The 19,354-nt window shown below is 39.9% G+C and carries 32 protein-coding genes; 8 read left to right on the top strand and 24 right to left on the bottom strand.

Annotated elements, in window-relative coordinates; translation table 11 throughout:
- The first annotated feature begins 146 nt into the window (after positions 1-146).
- Together M1D59_RS09490 and M1D59_RS09485 are read left to right on the top strand one after the other, a co-directional pair.
- Entirely contained in the window at positions 147-1,250 is a 1,104-nt protein-coding gene (locus tag M1D59_RS09490) for a Rap family tetratricopeptide repeat protein (RefSeq protein ID WP_245117712.1), read from the top strand.
- The gene (locus M1D59_RS09485) at positions 1,250-1,384 is read left to right on the top strand and encodes a hypothetical protein (protein ID WP_017474965.1); all 135 of its coding nucleotides are present in this window, start codon (positions 1,250-1,252) and stop codon (positions 1,382-1,384) included. Before M1D59_RS09490 ends, M1D59_RS09485 begins: the two co-directional genes overlap by 1 nt.
- Before the next feature lie 47 nt (positions 1,385-1,431).
- Here M1D59_RS09485 and M1D59_RS09480 read toward each other — a convergent pair whose 3' ends face one another.
- On the bottom strand, positions 1,432-1,815 hold the full coding sequence (locus M1D59_RS09480; protein ID WP_146910881.1) for an ArpU family phage packaging/lysis transcriptional regulator: 384 nt from the start codon (positions 1,813-1,815) through the stop codon (positions 1,432-1,434).
- Between the two features lie 245 nt (positions 1,816-2,060).
- Between M1D59_RS09480 and yunB the strand changes: the two genes are divergently transcribed.
- Both yunB and M1D59_RS09470 read left to right on the top strand, forming a co-directional pair.
- A complete protein-coding gene (gene yunB, locus M1D59_RS09475; RefSeq protein WP_085059485.1) occupies positions 2,061-2,798 on the top strand; it encodes a sporulation protein YunB in 738 nt (245 codons plus the stop codon).
- Between the two features lie 87 nt (positions 2,799-2,885).
- The gene (locus M1D59_RS09470; RefSeq protein ID WP_085059486.1) at positions 2,886-3,296 is read left to right on the top strand and encodes a hypothetical protein; all 411 of its coding nucleotides are present in this window, start codon (positions 2,886-2,888) and stop codon (positions 3,294-3,296) included.
- Positions 3,297-3,678: 382 nt separating this feature from the next.
- Here the strand turns inward: M1D59_RS09470 and M1D59_RS09465 are convergent, their stop codons facing one another.
- From M1D59_RS09465 to M1D59_RS09360, 22 genes are all read right to left on the bottom strand, one after another.
- The gene (locus M1D59_RS09465; RefSeq protein ID WP_458117966.1) at positions 3,679-4,116 is read right to left on the bottom strand and encodes a hypothetical protein; all 438 of its coding nucleotides are present in this window, start codon (positions 4,114-4,116) and stop codon (positions 3,679-3,681) included.
- Between the two features lie 15 nt (positions 4,117-4,131).
- A complete protein-coding gene (locus tag M1D59_RS09460) occupies positions 4,132-4,404 on the bottom strand; it encodes a DUF5052 family protein (protein WP_085059487.1) in 273 nt (90 codons plus the stop codon).
- A 299-nt stretch (positions 4,405-4,703) separates the two neighbouring features.
- The gene (locus M1D59_RS09455) at positions 4,704-5,000 is read right to left on the bottom strand and encodes an XtrA/YqaO family protein (RefSeq protein WP_458117965.1); all 297 of its coding nucleotides are present in this window, start codon (positions 4,998-5,000) and stop codon (positions 4,704-4,706) included.
- Positions 4,984-5,250, bottom strand: coding sequence for a DUF3850 domain-containing protein (locus tag M1D59_RS09450; RefSeq protein WP_458117964.1), 267 nt, complete (start codon positions 5,248-5,250; stop codon positions 4,984-4,986). Before M1D59_RS09450 ends, M1D59_RS09455 begins: the two co-directional genes overlap by 17 nt.
- Positions 5,251-5,491: 241 nt before the next feature.
- Complete coding sequence (locus tag M1D59_RS09445) at positions 5,492-6,169, bottom strand: hypothetical protein (RefSeq protein WP_458117963.1); 678 nt, start codon at positions 6,167-6,169, stop codon at positions 5,492-5,494.
- Positions 6,139-6,597 carry a RusA family crossover junction endodeoxyribonuclease gene (locus tag M1D59_RS09440; protein WP_061578243.1) on the bottom strand — a complete coding sequence of 153 codons (459 nt, stop codon included), beginning with the start codon at positions 6,595-6,597 and terminating at the stop codon, positions 6,139-6,141. Before M1D59_RS09440 ends, M1D59_RS09445 begins: the two co-directional genes overlap by 31 nt.
- Entirely contained in the window at positions 6,594-6,734 is a 141-nt protein-coding gene (locus M1D59_RS09435; protein WP_441077866.1) for a hypothetical protein, read from the bottom strand. The genes M1D59_RS09440 and M1D59_RS09435 overlap by 4 nt, the downstream gene beginning before the upstream one ends.
- The gene (locus tag M1D59_RS09430) at positions 6,734-6,994 is read right to left on the bottom strand and encodes a hypothetical protein (protein WP_458117962.1); all 261 of its coding nucleotides are present in this window, start codon (positions 6,992-6,994) and stop codon (positions 6,734-6,736) included. Before M1D59_RS09430 ends, M1D59_RS09435 begins: the two co-directional genes overlap by 1 nt.
- Positions 6,995-7,101: 107 nt before the next feature.
- Positions 7,102-7,296, bottom strand: coding sequence for a Fur-regulated basic protein FbpA (locus M1D59_RS09425; RefSeq protein WP_458117961.1), 195 nt, complete (start codon positions 7,294-7,296; stop codon positions 7,102-7,104).
- A gap of 17 nt (positions 7,297-7,313) precedes the next feature.
- Positions 7,314-8,621 (bottom strand): replicative DNA helicase, encoded by a 1,308-nt coding sequence (gene dnaB / locus M1D59_RS09420; protein WP_458117960.1) that lies wholly within the window; start codon positions 8,619-8,621, stop codon positions 7,314-7,316.
- Complete coding sequence (locus tag M1D59_RS09415; protein WP_017474951.1) at positions 8,596-8,877, bottom strand: replicative helicase loader/inhibitor; 282 nt, start codon at positions 8,875-8,877, stop codon at positions 8,596-8,598. Before M1D59_RS09415 ends, dnaB begins: the two co-directional genes overlap by 26 nt.
- Before the next feature lie 2 nt (positions 8,878-8,879).
- A complete protein-coding gene (locus tag M1D59_RS09410; RefSeq protein WP_458117959.1) occupies positions 8,880-9,692 on the bottom strand; it encodes a hypothetical protein in 813 nt (270 codons plus the stop codon).
- A 167-nt stretch (positions 9,693-9,859) separates the two neighbouring features.
- Entirely contained in the window at positions 9,860-10,810 is a 951-nt protein-coding gene (recT, locus tag M1D59_RS09405) for a recombination protein RecT (RefSeq protein ID WP_458117958.1), read from the bottom strand.
- Positions 10,803-11,753 carry a YqaJ viral recombinase family nuclease gene (locus M1D59_RS09400; protein WP_458117957.1) on the bottom strand — a complete coding sequence of 317 codons (951 nt, stop codon included), beginning with the start codon at positions 11,751-11,753 and terminating at the stop codon, positions 10,803-10,805. Before M1D59_RS09400 ends, recT begins: the two co-directional genes overlap by 8 nt.
- A complete protein-coding gene (locus tag M1D59_RS09395; protein WP_146874854.1) occupies positions 11,753-11,932 on the bottom strand; it encodes a hypothetical protein in 180 nt (59 codons plus the stop codon). The genes M1D59_RS09400 and M1D59_RS09395 overlap by 1 nt, the downstream gene beginning before the upstream one ends.
- A gap of 119 nt (positions 11,933-12,051) precedes the next feature.
- Positions 12,052-12,267 carry a YqaI family protein gene (locus tag M1D59_RS09390; RefSeq protein ID WP_458117956.1) on the bottom strand — a complete coding sequence of 72 codons (216 nt, stop codon included), beginning with the start codon at positions 12,265-12,267 and terminating at the stop codon, positions 12,052-12,054.
- A 12-nt stretch (positions 12,268-12,279) separates the two neighbouring features.
- Positions 12,280-12,474, bottom strand: a complete 195-nt coding sequence (locus M1D59_RS09385; protein ID WP_458117955.1) for a hypothetical protein — start codon at positions 12,472-12,474, stop codon at positions 12,280-12,282.
- Positions 12,475-12,609: 135 nt separating this feature from the next.
- Positions 12,610-12,798 carry a hypothetical protein gene (locus M1D59_RS09380; RefSeq protein WP_458117954.1) on the bottom strand — a complete coding sequence of 63 codons (189 nt, stop codon included), beginning with the start codon at positions 12,796-12,798 and terminating at the stop codon, positions 12,610-12,612.
- The gene (locus M1D59_RS09375) at positions 12,799-13,077 is read right to left on the bottom strand and encodes a hypothetical protein (RefSeq protein WP_146874846.1); all 279 of its coding nucleotides are present in this window, start codon (positions 13,075-13,077) and stop codon (positions 12,799-12,801) included.
- Positions 13,062-13,580, bottom strand: coding sequence for a helix-turn-helix domain-containing protein (locus M1D59_RS09370; protein ID WP_458117953.1), 519 nt, complete (start codon positions 13,578-13,580; stop codon positions 13,062-13,064). Before M1D59_RS09370 ends, M1D59_RS09375 begins: the two co-directional genes overlap by 16 nt.
- Before the next feature lie 136 nt (positions 13,581-13,716).
- Positions 13,717-14,031, bottom strand: a complete 315-nt coding sequence (locus M1D59_RS09365; protein ID WP_309539537.1) for a hypothetical protein — start codon at positions 14,029-14,031, stop codon at positions 13,717-13,719.
- A gap of 11 nt (positions 14,032-14,042) precedes the next feature.
- Positions 14,043-14,285: a helix-turn-helix transcriptional regulator gene (locus M1D59_RS09360; RefSeq protein WP_458117952.1), complete on the bottom strand. Its 243-nt coding sequence runs from the start codon at positions 14,283-14,285 to the stop codon at positions 14,043-14,045.
- A gap of 173 nt (positions 14,286-14,458) precedes the next feature.
- Between M1D59_RS09360 and M1D59_RS09355 the strand changes: the two genes are divergently transcribed.
- The 4 genes from M1D59_RS09355 (at position 14,459) to M1D59_RS09340 (ending at position 17,361) form a co-directional block, all read left to right on the top strand.
- Complete coding sequence (locus M1D59_RS09355) at positions 14,459-14,791, top strand: helix-turn-helix domain-containing protein (RefSeq protein WP_245117699.1); 333 nt, start codon at positions 14,459-14,461, stop codon at positions 14,789-14,791.
- Between the two features lie 130 nt (positions 14,792-14,921).
- A complete protein-coding gene (locus tag M1D59_RS09350) occupies positions 14,922-15,581 on the top strand; it encodes a hypothetical protein (RefSeq protein ID WP_458117951.1) in 660 nt (219 codons plus the stop codon).
- Between the two features lie 69 nt (positions 15,582-15,650).
- Positions 15,651-16,166, top strand: a complete 516-nt coding sequence (locus tag M1D59_RS09345; RefSeq protein ID WP_458117950.1) for an ImmA/IrrE family metallo-endopeptidase — start codon at positions 15,651-15,653, stop codon at positions 16,164-16,166.
- Positions 16,167-16,203: 37 nt separating this feature from the next.
- Positions 16,204-17,361: a site-specific integrase gene (locus tag M1D59_RS09340; RefSeq protein ID WP_458117949.1), complete on the top strand. Its 1,158-nt coding sequence runs from the start codon at positions 16,204-16,206 to the stop codon at positions 17,359-17,361.
- A gap of 77 nt (positions 17,362-17,438) precedes the next feature.
- On the opposite strand, the gene mutL is transcribed toward M1D59_RS09340, so the two are convergent.
- Positions 17,439-19,349: a DNA mismatch repair endonuclease MutL gene (mutL, locus tag M1D59_RS09335; RefSeq protein ID WP_458117948.1), complete on the bottom strand. Its 1,911-nt coding sequence runs from the start codon at positions 19,347-19,349 to the stop codon at positions 17,439-17,441.
- Positions 19,350-19,354: the final 5 nt, after the last annotated feature.

Raw genomic sequence — 19,354 nt, 5'->3', positions numbered from 1 at the left:
CTTGTTATTTTCAAATGCCAAAAAAGGAAAATCATTGTCAAAAAATGATCCTTTATGTAAAATGAATCATATGCAGAAAAAGGAAAAGACCAGACATTAATTTTTTGAATATTTAAAAACAACTATATGAAAGGATGCTGGGGGCATTGGAAGCTAAAGTTGCGTTTGAGAAAGTCGGTAAAATGCTTAATGATTGGTATTGTTTTATTAGACAAAACAATATTCAAAATGCTACTAAACTGCGGGAAGAAATTAAAAATATACTGCCTAATATGAAGGAAAATCAAAATGTGCTGTTATATTTTAACCTTATAGATTCACGATTTAAACTGATGACTGAGAATTACAAAGAATCTGGAGATCTGTTAAACGATATCAAATCAAAAGCTTTAGAATCCTGTACTGATGATATGATTCAGTACTATTTCTATTTCTTTTCTGGATTGTATGAGTTTTATAAAAAAAGATTTACCAAAGCCATTAATTTTTATAGAATCGCGGAAAGTCGTCTACATAAAATCCCTGACGAAATCGAAAGGGCAGAGTTCAATTATCAAGTTGCCATTGCATACTATGAAATTCGGCAAAATTATTTTTCCTTAAATCATGCTGAAAGAGCATTAGAGAGTTTTAAAGCAAACGGTATGTATTCCAATAGAGCAGCAACGTGTCAAATGGTTATTGCCTGTAACAAAATGGATTTACTTCAATACAATGAAGCTGAAGACATTTTCAAAAGAGCAATTAAGGATGCTGCTCAAGCAAATGAAAAAAGGGCTGAAGCCCTGGGATATTTCAACCTTGGCATATGTTATGAAAGACAGGAAAAGTTAGACGAGGCCCGACAATCCTTTGAATCAGCATTGGATATTCCAGAGCATCAAAGATCAGTTTATTCTGTCCGAAGTATGTATATGTTAACCCGGGTGCTCTGTAAAAAGGGTCTTATTGAAGAGGCGCAAGAATGGTACAAAAAAGCAATCTATGAAGCTGCTAAAGCTGGAGAAACAACATATGAAGCCAAACTGAATATCATAAAATCTTTATATATGGATTTAAACGAGACATCATTAGAGAAAGGATTTAATGTTCTCAAGGAAAATAACCTCTGGAGTGATGTTGCGGAGTTGTCACAAAATGCAGGTAAACACTTCAAAAAGAAGGAACACCAGGTACTTGCGGCGAAATATTTTGAGGAAGCATTAATTGCCAAAGACCAAATCCAACGATTAACGGAGGGGATTGACTGATGAAAAAATTCCTGATCACCCTGGCTACAGTATCATTAACAAGCTTTATGTTATTAGGAGCTGTTCATACACCGAGTGACAACTTAGTCAAGACAACAACTATAAAAGTAGCTGAAAATGGAGCTTTCGGATAAAAATTCGCGGACTCATAAGAGTCTGCTTTTTTTGTTCTTAACAGCCCTCAGATTATCCCGAGAGCTGTCGCTAAATTATAAATGGCTCGCCGTTTGACCTGATAGTATTTGTCCTTTTTCAACCCCATCTCCATATAAATCTCAATGTCCTTTATTTTTTGGGGAGAGAGATACTTGGCCTTTATAATCTTTAATTCATCATCATCAAGGCTTTGTTTAAGCGCCCTGTCCATCTGACAAACTTTCAATTCATTTAAAGAGTGCTGGTCCCTGAGCTGCGGGAAAAGGTTATTCATCCCGGCCTCTTCCCGTTCTTTCCGGTTTTCAAGCTGGACCTTCAAAGCCTTATATCTTTTAAGCTCCTTTATGATCGTGTTTCTGACTTCTTTTTCGTCTATAGGCGGCAGAAAAGTCAATTGTGTAGCTGACATGCTAAATCCCTCCTAAAAACAAATTAGACACTAAACAAACGCATCAAGCGTTGGTTCAGTGTCCGCAGGCTCTCCATCTTGGACAATTTAGGTAATCTTCTTCTCGAGAGTGATTCATTTAATTATTTTAAAGGCTCACTTCCCCCTTTTCAGTCGTATCAAGTTTGCTTTCTTTATTTGTCCGAAAACAACAGGCAAGTCTTAAGAACGACTGGCATATCTATAAATGAGGAAGGGGGAGCGCAATGGTTTTCCGAAAAAAATATCACCCAAGATTTAGAATATCACCTAAGGGGCCAATCTCTCCAAAACATTTATTTTTGTTTACATGTTTGATTTTCTTTTTTATGAATATTGTTTCGCTTTGGTTTATAACCACAGTTGTGGAACCATTAATAATGAATGTCGCTAAACACGAAGTTAAAGATACAGCAACAGAAGCAATAAATGAAGCAATTCACAATAACGCCAAAAATATTGATATTAATAAGTTAATTATTATTCACGAAAGCAGCGATAAAGCTAAACCAACATATAGCTTCAATCCCTCTATTTATAATGAAGTTTTAACGAATCTAACTTCAGGAATACAACATAATCTTGGACTCAAAGTAAACCAATTAAAGGAACGGAATTCCTTATCAAACAAAAATAAATCTGTGATCTATTACATCCCTATAGGTGCAGCAACTCAGAATGCATTGTTTGCAAACATAGGACCAAAAATGCCAATTAAAATGACTCTTCTTGGCAGTGTTGAGCCAGAATTAAAAACCAAATTAACGAGCACTGGAATAAATAATACTTATTTAGAGATATTTGTTCGTGTTAATGTTGAGATCCAAGTTGCTATTCCTTCTTTAACTGAAGATACCTCAATAGTTACTAACATTAAAGTAGGAGACTTATTTATTCCTGGAGAGGTACCTGATTATAATGGAAATGGTTCACCAGCAATTTCTTTACCTCCGAAAGAAAATTAAAACAAATCGAGAGTAAAACTTATAAGGTAAATACTTGAATTCTAACCATTTCATGATACAATAACTAACAAGGAAGGAGGTAAAAATATGAAAAGATTGATAATGTTGGCTGCCCCTCTATTACTTTTGGTTTTTCCAAGCTCAGTTTTAGCAGAATCACCACAACAAACCCCATCTAATGTAATCATTAATCCTGTTGGTGCAGGTGAATGGGACCTTATTGGCACAGAGTATCCTTATATTACACCATCAGATTACAAGACCAAAACATACGGCTCTGGTGGAGGTAATATAAAAATAACAGTTTCGAATGCACAAAATAAAACAGTATCAGTAGGATTATATAAATCTAACGGCACATTAGTTGGCAGCTATCAAGTTAAAAGTGGGTCTCAATCAACCAAAACTTTTACTTGGAAAAGTATAAGTAAAGGCTCTTATTACTTCAAAATAGGTTCAAACAAAAGTTTTTCCTCTACAGTAAGAATTTACGATTGAGCATCATTTGAAAAAATGCAGGAATGAAGGATTTTCCCTTCATTCCCTTCTCGTTTTTATTGCTCCAAAGTATTTCTATCAATCATGTGGGCTGGCAATTCCCAAGGATTTTGCATCTCAACATCTCTATCCTTTTGGAAGAACCAATGGACAATAACATTATTCAAATGAATATGCAGCTCTGCTTTTGGTTCATAGTGAATTACAAAAGCCACTGATCAATACAAAAAACTTGTTTATTTCTGTAATCTTCATTACGGTAGCTCCATCTTTAAACCCTGGCGGGTGGCATGGTTCGCTTCGCCCAAAATATAGGTATTTGAATTAACGGTGATTGATTTACTGACTTCATATTATTCAATCTAGAGGGGCAGAAGCCCCCTTACTTGATATAAAACGTCTTGGATTCAAACGTCCCGATATAGTTGTTTTTCTTCGCATCCGTGTAGCAATCAAGCTGAATGACATATGACCCTTTCCCGGTGCGCTTCCGAATCTCGTTGACACTGAAAGACTTTAACGGCGTTGAGTGCTTGAAGTATCCCCGCTGTACAAGGTTTGTATCAGTCAAGCCGCCGCCCGAACGTTTTTTATACACGCCCGTTGAGTAGTAAAGTGTGCTTGATCCTTTCTTTTCGGCTCGCCAGTCAACTGTTTTCGCTCCCGAATAGTAATTAGTGTCATCCGTAAAAACTCGCGCTGTATGGCCGAATAACTCTGTTTGCCAAGGCGACCAAACAGCCGCCACAGATTGTGAGAATAGAAGTGAACCAGCAAGCAAGAGTGACAACGCAACAATAGTTTTGAATAGGTTTTTCATCGATTTTTCCTCCTTTTAGTTTTCTTCCACAATCACAACAGCATTGTTGATCATTATTCGCTTGCCGTTCAGATCGAATTTGACTTTATTTCCATAGTCGTTGATCTCGACATCAAACATCCCTTGGTAAGTTTTGATCTTATTCCCGCTCTGGTCGTAGACGGTTGCTGTCCGCTCCAAACCGTTATGTGATGAATCAATATCTTTCACCATTCTGTCCCATGACTCACAGCCAGCTATAACTGCTATAAGTAGCAAAACCGCAATAGTTGCAATGAATTTTTTCATGTTTAATCCCCCTTTCAATCTATGACGTTTCCTTTTCCATCTAAATCAAAGTATTCATTTTGCATAACGCTATAGCTGACCTCTTTGATATTCCCCTCTACGATCTCGCCGTTTTCATAATTGCAGGATTGGCCTTTCATGAAAATTATCCCGCTTCTTAATTCAGAAATATCTATTTCGGTTGCGATGATAAACTCGTATTCGCCAGCTAATTCAATTAATTGCGGCGTTTCTAACTTCTGATAATCTTTCAGTTCTAAACCCCTCCCTGGCAGGGACAGCTGCGCGGCCCCTGCTTTTTATCTGAATTTGTATGACGACTCAATCTGAATCCTGGAAAAATCACCTTTTGCCGTTTCAATGATCGTTTTTCCGTGTTCCGGTGCCTCGGCTTCATAAGCTTCACCGTTTATGCCATCTAAAACGATGACAGTTACTTTTCCACGCTGAATTTTGCTTTTAACTGAAAAATCTTGATTGATGTCTAACACTATTGGACGGTTCACCTGCATCGCTCCCTGTGCTATGATAGAAGTGCCCATATTGTGTACCATAGCCGGAGCGATCGCTTCGGTTTTTTTATTGGTTAATTTCAATGATGTCGCTCTCTGCTTTTTTCTTGGTTCCAAGAACGACATAACCTGGTTTCTGCATATAATCTGTGACGTACGTGACCACAACATCCACCGATTGCCCAGTAAAAACACCGTCTTCCCATTCATGCAGACACAAGCTATCTCCTTCTCGAAATCCCCTGTCATTTTTTCTAATTTCAAAGTTCTTTCGTCCATCTTCTATAGCTTTAAAATATAGTGGCAAAACTTTAAGATGATGCGTCACACTCATTTTTAAAACTCCTTCCACATTTCGGACAGAAAGGTCCATTATATTTTTCTGTGGCTAAGTTATACCAATAACCCCTTTTTACTGACGTAATTGATTTACAGTTAAAACAGAGAAAATGCTTGTATGTGAAAATTCGTTTGATTTTCTTCAGCATTTTACTTTCCACCTTTCAAAGTCGGTAGGCTGCTGATATTTAAGGAATATAGAGGAGGCGGCTTGTCCCCCTCTATGCAGCGGTTGATCATGCGGCACCGTGTTCCTCATCTTCCTGGTCATCCTGATTGTCGTTTGCATCAGGAGAATCTTCTGCTACAGGCACATCGTTTTCTTGCTTGAACAGCGGCTCCGCTTCTGCGTCCTGGTCTTGCTTCCAGTCCCACCATGTATCAGCAAGCGGCGCAACTTTCGCGAAATATTGATCCATTAGATCAACAATTTTGCCTGAAGATATTTCAAGCTCCGACGCCAATTTGCTATAGGATTCACCTTCAATTTTGCGCTTCACGAAATTAGGAAAATCGCTCGGAAATTCCTCAAAATTAGGCGCCATTCCGCTGGTGATAAACTCCTCTATAATGGCTCGTTCAATCTGTCGTTTTTCTTTTTTGGTTGGAATGTTTTCTTTAGGCAACCCAAGCTCAGCCTCAAGTTGTTCGGGCTGCGGCTCAACCTCTGATACTACTCCATGCTGATCAACCTTATAGCTGGTTGTGGGTTTGTTCGTGTTAGGATTGATTTCAACGTTATAATTGACCAGTGTTGATTCCAGTTGAGATTCCACTTTTTGATCAATCATTTCAGAGAGGTGTTGAATCTTCCCGTCTAAATCCGCACTATTGACCTCCAAGGTAATTTCCGTTAAGCCCTTCGGTTTCATATTCACCTTTTTTACAATTGCTTTGAAATCAATGAAAGACATAATTGTTCCTCCTCCTGGGATAATGGGGTAACTTTAATTTCAATTCTTGGTTTCTCGCTATAAAATTTACTGACATGCAAATCAACAATCTGGCTGTCATCTTGCCATAGCACTTTGTTCAAGCCGTCCTTGATACCCTTGATATAGTTATCAACGTCCGGCTTTTTGCTGGGCCGGAGTTCTCCTCTTTCAGCTGCAGCGGCCTTTTTCTTGCTAAAACTCTTAAGAGTCGATTTATAAACCTTTACTTCTAACTCCAACGGCCCTTTGAATAGATTAGGAGGGCGATGATCAGAAGCGGCCAATTTCACATACTGCTTGAAATCTCTTGATTTCTTAGGATCATACATCCGCACCATTCCGTTGATAGTCGTCGCACGGGGACGACCTTGCGCAACTGGTTCTCCGTAAATCGTGAATTCAATCATTTCTGTGGCTCTCCTATTCTGATAAATAATGTGAGTGGCAGAAAGGTCAATCTGACCAATCTCATTCCGTTGACTAAATGAACTTCAAAGCCGATGTTCCAATTCAGAAGCACGATGGCAAGGAAAAACCTCGGCATTATCTCATGACCTCCCGGCGTCGCTCTGCCAACTCGTCAAACCATTTTCTATCTCCCAAATCCAAGGCAAGATCAATGAGCACTTGAAAATCTTTGTCTCTCAGTCGTTCATCGAGTTTCGTTACAGAACGGATAGAGACTCGCGATAGAGTGCCAGAAGGGATCTGAACTAAAAGAACATCTTGTGCTTTGTCCACCACAAATGCATTTCCTTTGTATTTTCGTGTACTTAAATAAACCCAATCGCCAATTCTAATCAATAACCTCTACCTCCCGTCATCAGATAGCCAGCTATGAAACTTTGAATCTTCTCTTCTGGCGTGAATAATAATAAATGCTAAACATCGTAGTGATTGAAACACACTCATCAATCTCCCGCCTCGCATGACATTTTACGGCCAAAATCACATTTCACTTTTATGTGAAGCCGCTCAAGCTCGGCAAGCGGTAGCTCATAGAGCTGACGGCCATCATCTGCTTCATATTGACCATATCGAATAAGATCATGAATCAAATAATCCTGCCGCTCACTGGCGGCGGTTATCGTTGATTTTTCAATCAAAAAACATTTCTCCCTTCTTATCCAACCAAACCGGCATCCATCTGCCTGGAAAGGTTTAAAAACCTTCCGTATTCTTTGATAAAGCTTGCTTGTATTATGCCGGTCGGACCGTTCCGCTGCTTGGCAAGATCAATTTCAATAATGTTTTTCAGTTCAGAATTCTTGTTGTAGTAATCATCGCGGTACAGAAACATGACGACATCGGCATCTTGTTCAATGCTTCCGGATTCCCTTAAATCGGACATCATCGGCCGCTTATCTTGCCGCTGCTCAACTGCCCTGGATAACTGAGAAAGAAGAATGATCGGTATCTCGAATGTCCGGGCCATTTCCTTCAATTCCGCGGTAATGCTCCCGACTTCTAAATCCCTTCTTTCAAATTTTCCAATCGACTTAATGAGCTGAAGGTAGTCAATGACAACCAAGTGCTTTTTATTACCTGTGTTTTCTTTTTTCGTCTTTCGTATTTTCGACCGTATATCAGCCAGTGTTTGGGCTGGTTTGTCGTGAATATTGATATTCCATTTTTCATATTCTCCAATGGCTTTGGTTGCATTCTCATAATCGCGATCGCTAAAGAATTTTCGGGGGTTCTTCCACTTCGACCCCTCGATATTCCCAAGATTACTTAGAAGGCGGTGAGTCAATTGCTTATTTGGCATTTCAAGCGAGAAAATATCTGTAACACCTGAATTATTTTCGCAATTTGCTTTCCCAAGACCCAAGGCAAAAGCAGTTTTCCCCATAGAGGGCCTCGCTGCCAAGATAATGAGGTCACCGTTTTGCCAGCCTCCGGTCATTGCGTCCAGATCCTGTAATCCAGATGGGATCCCCGTAATATCCTCTTTTTCTTCGTGCATGTCATTGTAAATCTCCATGAGGACATCCTGTTTCGTTCGAGTTTTTTCAATGCCGATTTCCTGAAGTTCCATTGCTCGTTTGTACAGCTCCGTGATCCCGTCGTCGGTCGGAGTGTTTGCGAACTCAATCGCGTTTTTTTTCATTTCTCGTAATCTATAAGCATCGTAAATCAATGTCTGATAAGCCAAGAAATTGGCGGTGCTGGCCACTGCACTACCTAAGTCCGTTAAATATTGAAGGCCGCCTACTTGCTCAACGGAATCGCCTAATTTTGTAACCGTGGTGACCATATCAACGGACTTACCGAGCCTTTGAACCTCACGCATGGCCTTAAAAATGACTTGATGTCTCGTTTCAGAAAAATGCTCGGGCTGCAGAGACATTTCTTTAATCAGGTCACCTTCTACGAGAATGCAGCCGAGCAGAGCCTGTTCAGCCTCAACGTTTTGGAGAATATTTTGCATGGCGTTCCCACTCTTTCTGTTTTGCTAAAAATTCGTTTTTCTCTGGCTGTCTGACTTTAATCTCAGCAATAGATGGTGGAAATCGATTGTTTAAAATATGCTCGTCCACTTTCGCGAGAACCGGTTCATATGGCAATTTGCTAAGATGATCAATCCAGAGTTCAATTCGCTTTTTACCAACATCACCGGTTAAATCAAATTTTGTATAAGCAGCAGCTATTCTTTGCAGGATCTCCATTGCCTGGTTCACTTCCACGTTTATCCCCCCATCTGAATACCGCGCTCTCTGGCGTATTCGGCCAAAGCATCAAAACTGTTCTTGATTTTCTTATTCGGGAACTCTTTGACATTCGATTGCTCTCGCTGAAGCTTGGCCAATCGATCAAGAATGCCTTTTTCACAGTAAGCAAAAGATTTGATGGTATCGGCACGATGTTTCGGCTTGTATTCGTCGAATATTTCATCAATCCATTTCAGGATGTTCTCCAAGGGAATTTGGTCTTTAAGAAGTCTGTTGATTGACTGCGAATCCATAGGCGATAAAAACAAGCTGCCTTTCCGCTGCAGAAATTTGTTTTCAATTTGTTGAAAAGCTGAGAGTTTCTCTTCCTCTTCTTCTCTTCTTAAATTCTTTAATTCTTGTTTTTGTTCCGCGATCGTTCCGTGATCGTTCTGCGGTCGTTTCGCTAAAGGTTCATTATCCGTTTCGTGAAACGATTCATCTGTAAGGCTAAACCCTTGATACAATTGATATTTAACGATGGTAAACAACGTTCCGCTATCCGTTTCACTAACGGTGATCATTCCGTTTTTCACGAGTTTTTTCACAGAACGTAAAATGGTGCTTTTTGAGACTTTTTTAAACGCCCGTCCTTCTTTAAATTCAAGGTCGTCACATAATTTTGAATAGGATCTTATGTACTGACCTTTTTTTAGCTCTATACCATTAATTTTTATTCCGTCCTGATGACTTGCCTTTAGCAGAAGTAAGGTGAACAGCCGAAATGTCGTTACATCACTCCATATCTCATGATCAACTATCTTCCGGTGCAGCTTAATCCATCCCTGCACGTCAATCTCCTCCTTTCTGTTTACAAAGAGCTGTCATGCCGCTGATGCGGACTAAATATAAATTAGGTTCACTTGCCCTTAAGTATCCCTCAACATAGGCGCGGAACAATTCAGCCCGGTTAGAAGCCCCTTCCGTCATCCACTTGTAACAGAAGGGAATTGCCACCTTAATCATCGAATGGGGACTCATCCTGCTTGATGTTTATAGGCTCGCTATTGAATGGATCAGCGTCGTCCTGCACGCTTGGTTTTACTTCTTGATTTTCTTCTTTTGTCTGTTCGGGTTCAGGGGCATTGATAACCGGGACATCTGAACTCCCGTGAACTAATTCATCATCATATACTGACTGTGCTTCTGCTGTTATATCCTTACGAACCGTCTCATCCTGAGAAACTTGTTGCTGAATTTCTATGCTTATCGGAAGGTACTTCCACATACGGCGAATGACAGTTTTCTTTGCCATTTCTTCATAGTCAGTTTTCCATGGGCCGTTATCCTTCGATTTACTCCGTTTACGCACGTTTTCAACATCTTGCTTGCTGAATACTTCGAATTGATAACCGCCGTCTTTAAAATGGGCAACTGCATAAACATGAGTCATAGCCCCTCTATTACCTGTCGCGGGTTTATGGATCAGCTTGGGATGCAACCCCAATTCATAGACAAAATCATCGTCTTCATGGACAGTATGAGCATATATGCTTTGTATATGTCCTGATCGCCTAGCAAGATCAATCATGCCTTTATACCCAATGATGAACTGAACCTCTTTTACCCATTGATCTGGCGCTCCATTTTGACCTTTAATTTTTCTATTGAATGGTACAAGGTAACAGTGTCCTACTATCCCAGGTTCGAGTCCTAACTGGGCAGACTGCATAACTGCACCAAGTAATGAAGCTGGTGAACACTCTTGCAATGCTGGATTGTTCCTAATTGTTGTCAAAACAATTCTTGTAATTCGCTCTGGTGTAATGTGTTTCGGTAAAGCTTTTTGAAGCTCTGGCTGCAGTTTCTTAAGATAACCTGCAATAGTTTTAGGTTCTTCCTCTGATTGTGTTTGAACAGCATTAACTTTATTTGCTAACTGATTACGAATATCTACGTTTTTAGCCATTTTCTTTAAGCTCCTTTACGCTGAATCTTCTATGAGTTGAAGGTTTAGTGAATTTTTCAAAGAGTTCAGGGTGTTCAGCAGCAAATGCTTTCTTATCAAAGCGGTTAGCCGTGACAGTTTTCCAGATGACTCGGACATTGCCGGCATTGCCCGTCTCATACTCTCCAAGCATCCCCTTTAATTGATTTTCTACCTCTTTCAGCTGTTCTTTTACTTTATTCTCTTCAGCCTTGGCTTCTTTATAGCGCTCAATCAGTCCATTCGCCGCATGAGGAAGTTCTTTTTCATCCTCAAGACCAATAGGGTACATATGGGTTAAAAGCTCTGTGGAAGCCTCAGAACCATCAAACATAGGTGGAATCTCATTCAGAACATGGTTTTCCCAAAATTCCTTTTCAACCTGAATGAGGTATTTGATAAGCTCTTCGTCCCGTTCTACCTTCTTATAAACGAATTTATTTCCGCCGATTAAAACAGCAATCCACCAAGCTTTAAAACCTGTCACCGCCATATAATGCTGGCATTGGACCAGGTAAGCGTCCGGAACTTCCTCATCATCCCACTCGTTCTTGAGGTATTCTGACGCCGTTTTACATTCTAGACCCACTTGTTCACCAACAATGAGCCTGTCAACATTGGCAAGCATAAAAGGATAATCAGGATGCTGCAGAATGGCCTTGCGACGGCGTACCTTTTTACCCGTCCGCTTTGAAAACTCTCGGGCAACCGTCTCCTCGAGAATATTGCCCCAATATGCTGCCTCGCCTGATGAGTCCTCTTTCGGAGCCTGCCCAACCTTATCCAGATAGACAGACATTGATGTTTTCCACTTACTCAGCCCGGCAATGGCCGCGGCGTCAGATCCACCGATGCCCGCTCGCCGCGCTTCAAGCCATTGTTCCTCTGTCATGTTCTCTGTTGGCATGTAAACCTGCGCCAGCATCAAACACCCACCCTTCCACGGAAGCTATTCAACTGAAGGTAACGGTCAAATTGTTCCTTTGTATCGAACTGGAAAGCAGGTTTTCGATCTTTCACAGTGATTACACCCTTTACTTCTGATAAACGCCATTGATCAAATCGATCTGAACTAAAACTAATGATTCTATATGGTTTTGCCATGTATTGAAACCTCCTTGTTTTTCATGAGGCATTTTGATAAACTATCATCAAGAATATTGTGTATTGTGAAAGAGACCCCAAACCCTTTCACCACCCACTTGTGCAGAGTGGGCTTTTTTTTATTTGCCGGTATAAAATTCAAATGCAAGCTCCTCTTTTAAATAGCGCGGCAGGTTATCGATAAAGATGATTTCGCCTTGATTTTTATCAAAGACATAATCATCATGAGCCAGCGATACCTCTTCACCATAGAAATCCCTGACTTTCTCATCCTCTTTTGGAACAGATGCGGGATAGCCCGTACGCTCAATTTGAGTGATGATTGGATGATCCATTCGATTTCCCCCTTATAATTTGTGTTTGTCTAACGTCTCGGAAAGTTCGCGAGCGATCTCTTCTAATGCACCCTGAAGCAAAGTGATGTCGTCTGAATCAGATAGCAACTCAGCTTTGGTCTTTGCTACACAGATCGCCATACGTAGTTCTCCAGCAACTTTTGTTGTATAAAGCAGTTCCTCTACAGAATCAAATGTTGCACCCATAATTTCACCTTCTTTCTGATGCTTGCGCGCATCGTCACAGCCAGGGACAGTATATGGAGGGTATACAAATGGAATGGATACGTCCCTAGCCATGACGACAAGCACAAGCTGGCTTGCCGATTTTCAGATAAAGTTTTATAATGAATTCACAACGTCTTTGGTTGAAGCAGTGAGCGTGCCGGCTTGCTGCTTTTTCATTTGTAATGCCCTTCTGATATCCGCTTCTACAAGTAAGAGAAGAGCTGGATTTTCTCTCATTCTCTTACAGTCTTCACGAATCTCTGAGCCTTTCTTTAACTGGCTTACAGTAAAAACAAACTTCATTTAAAACATCCTTTCCAATTTTTCAATTAATTCAGTAGGAGATTGAGACTGTTCCATAATCTTCATAGCATCTGAAAATTTCCGCTTGTTTTCTCTTAATCTCTTAAGCTCGTTATGGGATTTTTGTATATCTCGAATCGCATTGTCGACTTTTTCTGAATCCCCTTCATGTACTGCTCTAATCAACATCCCAGCTAACTCCTCGATGCAAATAATCTCGACTATTGCCATTGTCAAATCTGATTCAAGAAACTGATTCATTTTCACGATGTCATCCATCCTCTCGCTCTCCAAGTGATCTGGCGCTTTCGGTAACATTCTTTAAGAGAAATCCCATATTCTTTACAAAGTAAAGCAGCTAAATTTTTAGCCCATGCTTCTACATCAAGAAGCTCTTTTATAGCTTCTATCACACGCTCTTTTTCTTCTGCAGTCACAATTTTTGGGTTCTTTACAAAGCTGACTTCATGAAGGGTTTTAACGATTTCTTGTGCCTCATTGACCATGATTTCTTCAAAAGCCAGACGATGTCTTTCAACACTATCTCCTGAAAAAACAGGCGGCGCACATCCATCCGAAAAGTGATGCATGATGCCCATTGCAAAGAACGGTTGATCAAATTTTTTTAACGCCGCTTCCGCAATATCAATAGACATTTTTCTGCGATCATTTTTCATATGGCTGACCATTTGTTCAGACACATTCAAGTCATTAGCTAACTGACTTCCGGTCATCTTCTCAGCTTCAAGAAGATGTCGTATTGAACGGCTAATCACTGACATTTTCCATTCCTCCCTGGTATTTGTATAGAATCCCTTATTTTCTTATACATTTAAGGGATGTAAAGTTTATTTAGGATACATTGCTGGCGGCTATTCATTTAATTTATAAATGGGGGAGATACACCTTTGAATAGGCTTATGCTGTTACACCTTTCTTAAAATAATCTGTATTTTTTTCAACCCAACGTGTATTATTGTTTATCCATTCAAACAACATATGAGTAGGAACCTTTTTGCCAATGAGATCATTCACAGGAAAATCAGGCCTTTTAAAAAGCTCAGCAATTTTTGTGTCCTTTATCTTGAGTACTTCCTTCACTTCTGATCGAGTCAATACATGTGGAAGTTGTTCGGTAACACTTATTTTTTCTTTAAGAAGTTCGAAAGCTCTATCAGCGATTTGAGAAGCAATTTTTTCAATGAATTCATCATCAAAATTAATATTGACCATAGAGATACCTCCTACGCGGAATGAGACTCACGACTCGAATTGTGTACTGTATCTTCAAAAAAAAGAGTCCAGTCAAACCCAAGAACGTTGGCGATATTTTTTGCATTAGGAACACTAGCATTTCTGTCGCCTTTTTCTATTGATGCATAAGTTGTTCGTGCTATTCCAGCTCGTTTGGCAACCTGTTGTTGAGTTAAATTCATTTGTGTCCTTATATCTTTTAACCATTGGCGATACTTTTTTGATTTAGCCATTATCAACACCTCCATTACTCGCATTGCGTCCTGTGATTAAAATATAATACACATTAAGTGTCATGTAAACCCCTTTTTTAAAAAAATTACTCTTTTTGTGTAATATCCTCAACTACGCTATTTGTGGAGTTATAATACAAAATGTGTACTAAATTTTCGAGGAGAATCGATACATGGCTTTCTCAAAAAGATTAACTATGTTAAGAAAATCAAAAAATTTGCTTCAAAAGGAAGTCGCTGACAAGATTGGTGTAGCTAGAACAACTTACGCATCTTATGAGCAAGGCAAAAGAGAGCCCGATATCGAAACGATAAATAAAATCGCAGATTTTTTTGATGTTTCGACCGACTATCTTTTAAGGGGAATTATCAACCAAAAAGTAGATAAGATTATGAATGATCCGGAGACATTAATTGCTGCTCGGGACGGGGATATCACTAAGGAAGAAGCTCGCGAGCTTTTAGAGTGGTTATTGAAAAAAAGCTTTGATGATGAAAACAATTAGTGCTTCTTATTTTATTCCTTTTAGATTAAATGTTATCAAATAATTCTTTAGATGTTCTATTTCAAGTCAATGAAAAAGAACATCTAAAATAATATAGATACAATACAACAATATAAAAGGGGTTACAAAATTGAAGAAATACTATATGTCATTCATTGCTCTACTAGCAGCCCTAATGCTTTTAGTTGCTTGCAGTAACAATGAAACGTCATCATCTAAAAATGAAAAATCATCTCAAAAAAGCGAAGCAGAAGGAGATTCTCTTAAAACCGATGGCCCTTTAGAAAAAGTGGGTCAATGGAAGACGGAAAAGAACGGAACCAAAGTTACATTAAAAAAGATCGCAAAAGTTAATAAAACCTTTAATTTAGACCCAATTAAAATGAATCTTGACGAGATAAAGATTATTGAAAGATCTAATCTTCAAGCAAGCGATAAGGAGTTATTAAAAGAAAAAGGGATCAAATCCAATAAGTTCTTAACAATTCAATTTACATATAATATTGAAAATAAATCAGAGCAGGAGATTCTTTTCCAAGGAATAAAGATTATTACCACTAATACAAAAAAACAAATTGATGCCTCTCGTGACGATATGATTCAAAGCAGAGAGGAAACCGGGACGGGTATTTTTCATGGACAGGTACGTAAAGAAGGATATATAGTGGTTCCTTGTCTAAATACAAATCCGGATGACTTAAACTATATAAACATAAAAATTGGAAACGTTCTTAAAAATGAAGACGCATCAATATTGCATGAAGGAATTACTGAAAAAATAAACTTTTAAACCCGTTTAATCGGGTTTTTAAATCGCCAAAAAAGAGAACATACGTTTTCATTATGCAGGGGGATTTTAATGTACTACCTTTCAAAATTAGAAGAAGAAGTTCAAAACATATATAAAAAAATAAACATATTGGAACCTTCCCAAGTCGATATGGAAGTTATTGCTGATAGATTAGACATTCAAATTAGGTACATGCGTAACAAGTGTGGGATCTTTAAGTTTGGTTTAGGTAAAGTGATTATTTTAGATAGTCTTAAAAACAAGCAGCAGCACTGGGAAGATTTTTGCCATGAGTTAGGTCATATAATGAAACACGCTGGAGCTCAATTCAAAACACCACTTTTATTAAAGGAAATGCAAGAAAATCAAGCTAACTCTTTTATGTATCATTTCAGTGTGCCAACTTTTATGTTAAATAAAATTCAGTTACCGCCCTTGAAAAGAGACGCAGTACAACTATTAACTGACCTCTTTAATGTCACCCCCCCTTTTGCAGAAAAAAGGTTGGAAATGTACTTGAGAAAATTGTATAGCCTGAAATCTCAATCTTTTTTTGTACAGAAAATTCAACAACAAGCTTTATAAATAAGGTGAACACTTTAATTCTCTGGGAGATGATTTAATGGCTTATTTTAGAAAGGTATCTGCTAAGAATAATAAGGGTTACACTTGGTCATTCACTTTAGATCTCGGTCGAGATCCTTCAACAGGAAAGCGAAAGCAAATAACAAGACGTGGATTTGAAACAAAAAAAGAAGCGGAACAAGTGGCAGCTACTATTACTCATGAAATAGAAAAAGAAACATTTATTAGAGAAAAAGATATTCTGTTTAAGGATTTTATAACAGATTTTTTGGAGCTCGTCGCAAAAAGCTCTGTAAAACCGTCGACCTTCTCAGGCTATACCAAAGTAGTCAATAAACGGTTAATTAAAAGCTTTGGACATATGAAACTCAAAAGCCTTACCCCCCACCTCATAACAAAATATTATAATGATCTTTTAAGTGAGGGATTGACACCAGAGTACATTCAATATATACATTCCATCCTCAAATCATCATCTAAGGTAGCTGTGGAATGGAAGTATATAAAAAATAACTTTATGGATCATGTTAAAGCGCCAAGGCGTACTAAAAAAAATGTGGAGACTTGGTCGATTGAAGAATGTAATACGTTTCTAAACAGAATGAGGCAGCAAAAGGAGCATATCTTTATGCTTTATTATTTAGCCCTATACACTGGTATGAGACGGGGTGAAATATTGGGATTAAAGTGGCAGGACATTGATTTTGAAGACAAAAGGATATATGTACGTAACTCTCTGTATTATGTTTCTGGTCAAGGACTTGTCTTGCAATCTACTAAAACGAAAAGCGGAAATAGAAACATAGCCATCACAAAAGAAGATATTGGAGAATTAAAAGCATACAAAATCAAGAAACAAGAACAACTCCTACAGGTAGGAATGAACCTTACAGGAAATCATTTTGTAATCTCCGCGTTTGGTGGTGAACCAGTAAACCCAAATACAATCCATAAACAATTTTTATATGACATTAAATTGGCTGGTGTTAAACGGATACGATTTCATGATTTGCGCCATACCCATGCAACAATAATGCTTGAAATTGGGGAAAATTCAAAAGTTGTATCTGAACGGTTAGGACATGCAAATACCTCTATAACTCTAGATAAGTACAGTCACGTAACACAGAACTTACAAAAATCCTCTGCAGAAAATTATTCAAAAGCACTTAGAACAGACCAACTTGACAATTAATGTGGTCAAAATGTGGTCAAAAAATATACTAATCGCTCATAACCGTTGATGTATCAAGGGCTATGAGCGATTAGAAATTACATGACCCGTTTAAACATCTTCTCCATCTCATATGTCGAGTAGTGAATGATGATTGGCCGGCCGTGCGGGCATGTGAATGGGTCGGATGTTCTGCGCAGCTCATCGAGCAGGGCGATGATTTCGTCGTCCCGCAGATGATGGTTGGCTTTGATGGAGCCTTTGCAGCTCATCATGATTGCGGCTTCTTCACGCAGTTTTTTGATGTCGATCGTGCGGTCATCAAGGACCTGTTGAATGATGTCTTCAATGATCGTCGTTTCTTCCCCTTTTGGAAACCAAGTCGGGTGGCATCGGACGATATAGCTGCCGGCGCCGAACGATTCGAGAAAGACGCCGACTTTGGCTAAATCGTCCAAGTGCTGGTCGATCGTCAGCGCTTCATTTTTTGAATAATGGAATGTCAGCGGCACAAGCAGGTCCTGGACTTCCGATTCGACTTCCCCGACTTTTTCACGGAAATATTCGTATTTAATCCGCTCCTGTGCGGCGTGCTGATCGATGATGTACAGCCCGTTTTCATTTTGGGCGAGAATGTAGGTGCCGTGCATTTGGCCGATCGGATACATGATCGGCACCCTTTCTTTTGGCGTCTCTTCGTCATGGGCGTTTTCGCCTGCCTGTTCCGGTTCGGCTTGTACGGCCGGTTCGGCTTCCGCCGTATACTCTTCCGCTCCAGGCCATTCAGGTTTGGTGTCTTGCATAATGCTTTCTTCGCGCTCTGCGGGAGCGGGAGGAGGCGGGTCTTTGACTACCGAGCTTAATTTCATCGCCGAAAACGATGGCTCCGGCTTATATTCTCTTTCAATATCAGGATCAGAAAGAGGTGCCGGCTCTCGTACCTGGTCGAAATCAAGCTTTTGCTGTTCCGGTTTATTGATCAGAGGTGCGGTTTTTTTCGGAACTTGCACGCTTGGAATGAGCTGCTGCTGTTTAAAGACGTCTTTGATGGCGTCGCGAATCAGTTCGTGAAGCTCCGTCTCTTTGCTCAGCCTGACCTCCAGCTTTGACGGATGCACGTTGACATCCACAAGCAGCGGGTCCATGTTGATTTCAATAAACGTGATCGGATGGCGGCCGATCGGAAGAAGCGTATGGTAGCCCTCGTGGATCGCTTTCACGAGCGGAAAATTTTTAATGTATCTGCCGTTGACGACAGATGACATGTAATTTCGCGATGCACGCGTAATTTCAGGAAGGGCGATATAGCCTTTCACTTCAAAATCAAGAGATCTCGCTTCAAGCGGGAGCATTTTTTTGGCAACCGCCGTGCCGTAAATCGCCGCAAGCACGTGGCGGACATCGCCGTTTCCGTTTGTCTGCAGAAGCGTTTTCCCTTGATGACGCAGCCTGATCGAAACTTCCGGGTGGGCAAGGGCAATTCTGTTGACCACATCTGTAATGTTGCCAAGCTCCGTATGGATCGTTTTCATATATTTCAGCCTTGCCGGCGTATTGAAAAACAGATTGGTAACCGTAATTTCGGTTCCTCTGCGGCTTGACGCTTTTTGCTCGGAAATGATTCTTCCCCCCTGAAGCGTCAAATGGGTGCCTGCTCCTTCTCCGGTGCTCGTTTTAATGCTTAAATGTGAGACAGACGCGATACTTGGCAAAGCTTCTCCGCGAAATCCGAGCGTTCTGACGCGAAACAGATCGTTTTCGTCTTTGATTTTGCTTGTGGCATGACGCAAAAAAGCCGTTCTGCAGTCTTCTGCATCCATCCCTTCGCCGTCGTCAAGCACTTTAATCGAGGCGAGACCCGCTTCTTCAACATCGATTTCAATCACGGAGCTGTTCGCATCGATTGCATTTTCGACAAGCTCTTTGACGACCGACGCAGGCCTTTCCACTACTTCACCCGCCGCGATTTTATTCGATAAATCGTCTGGCAGCTGAACAATTTTTGCCAAGTTGG

This window comes from Bacillus sp. PK6-026, from assembly GCF_054161455.1.
This window is presented reverse-complemented; position numbering and strand designations above follow the sequence as displayed.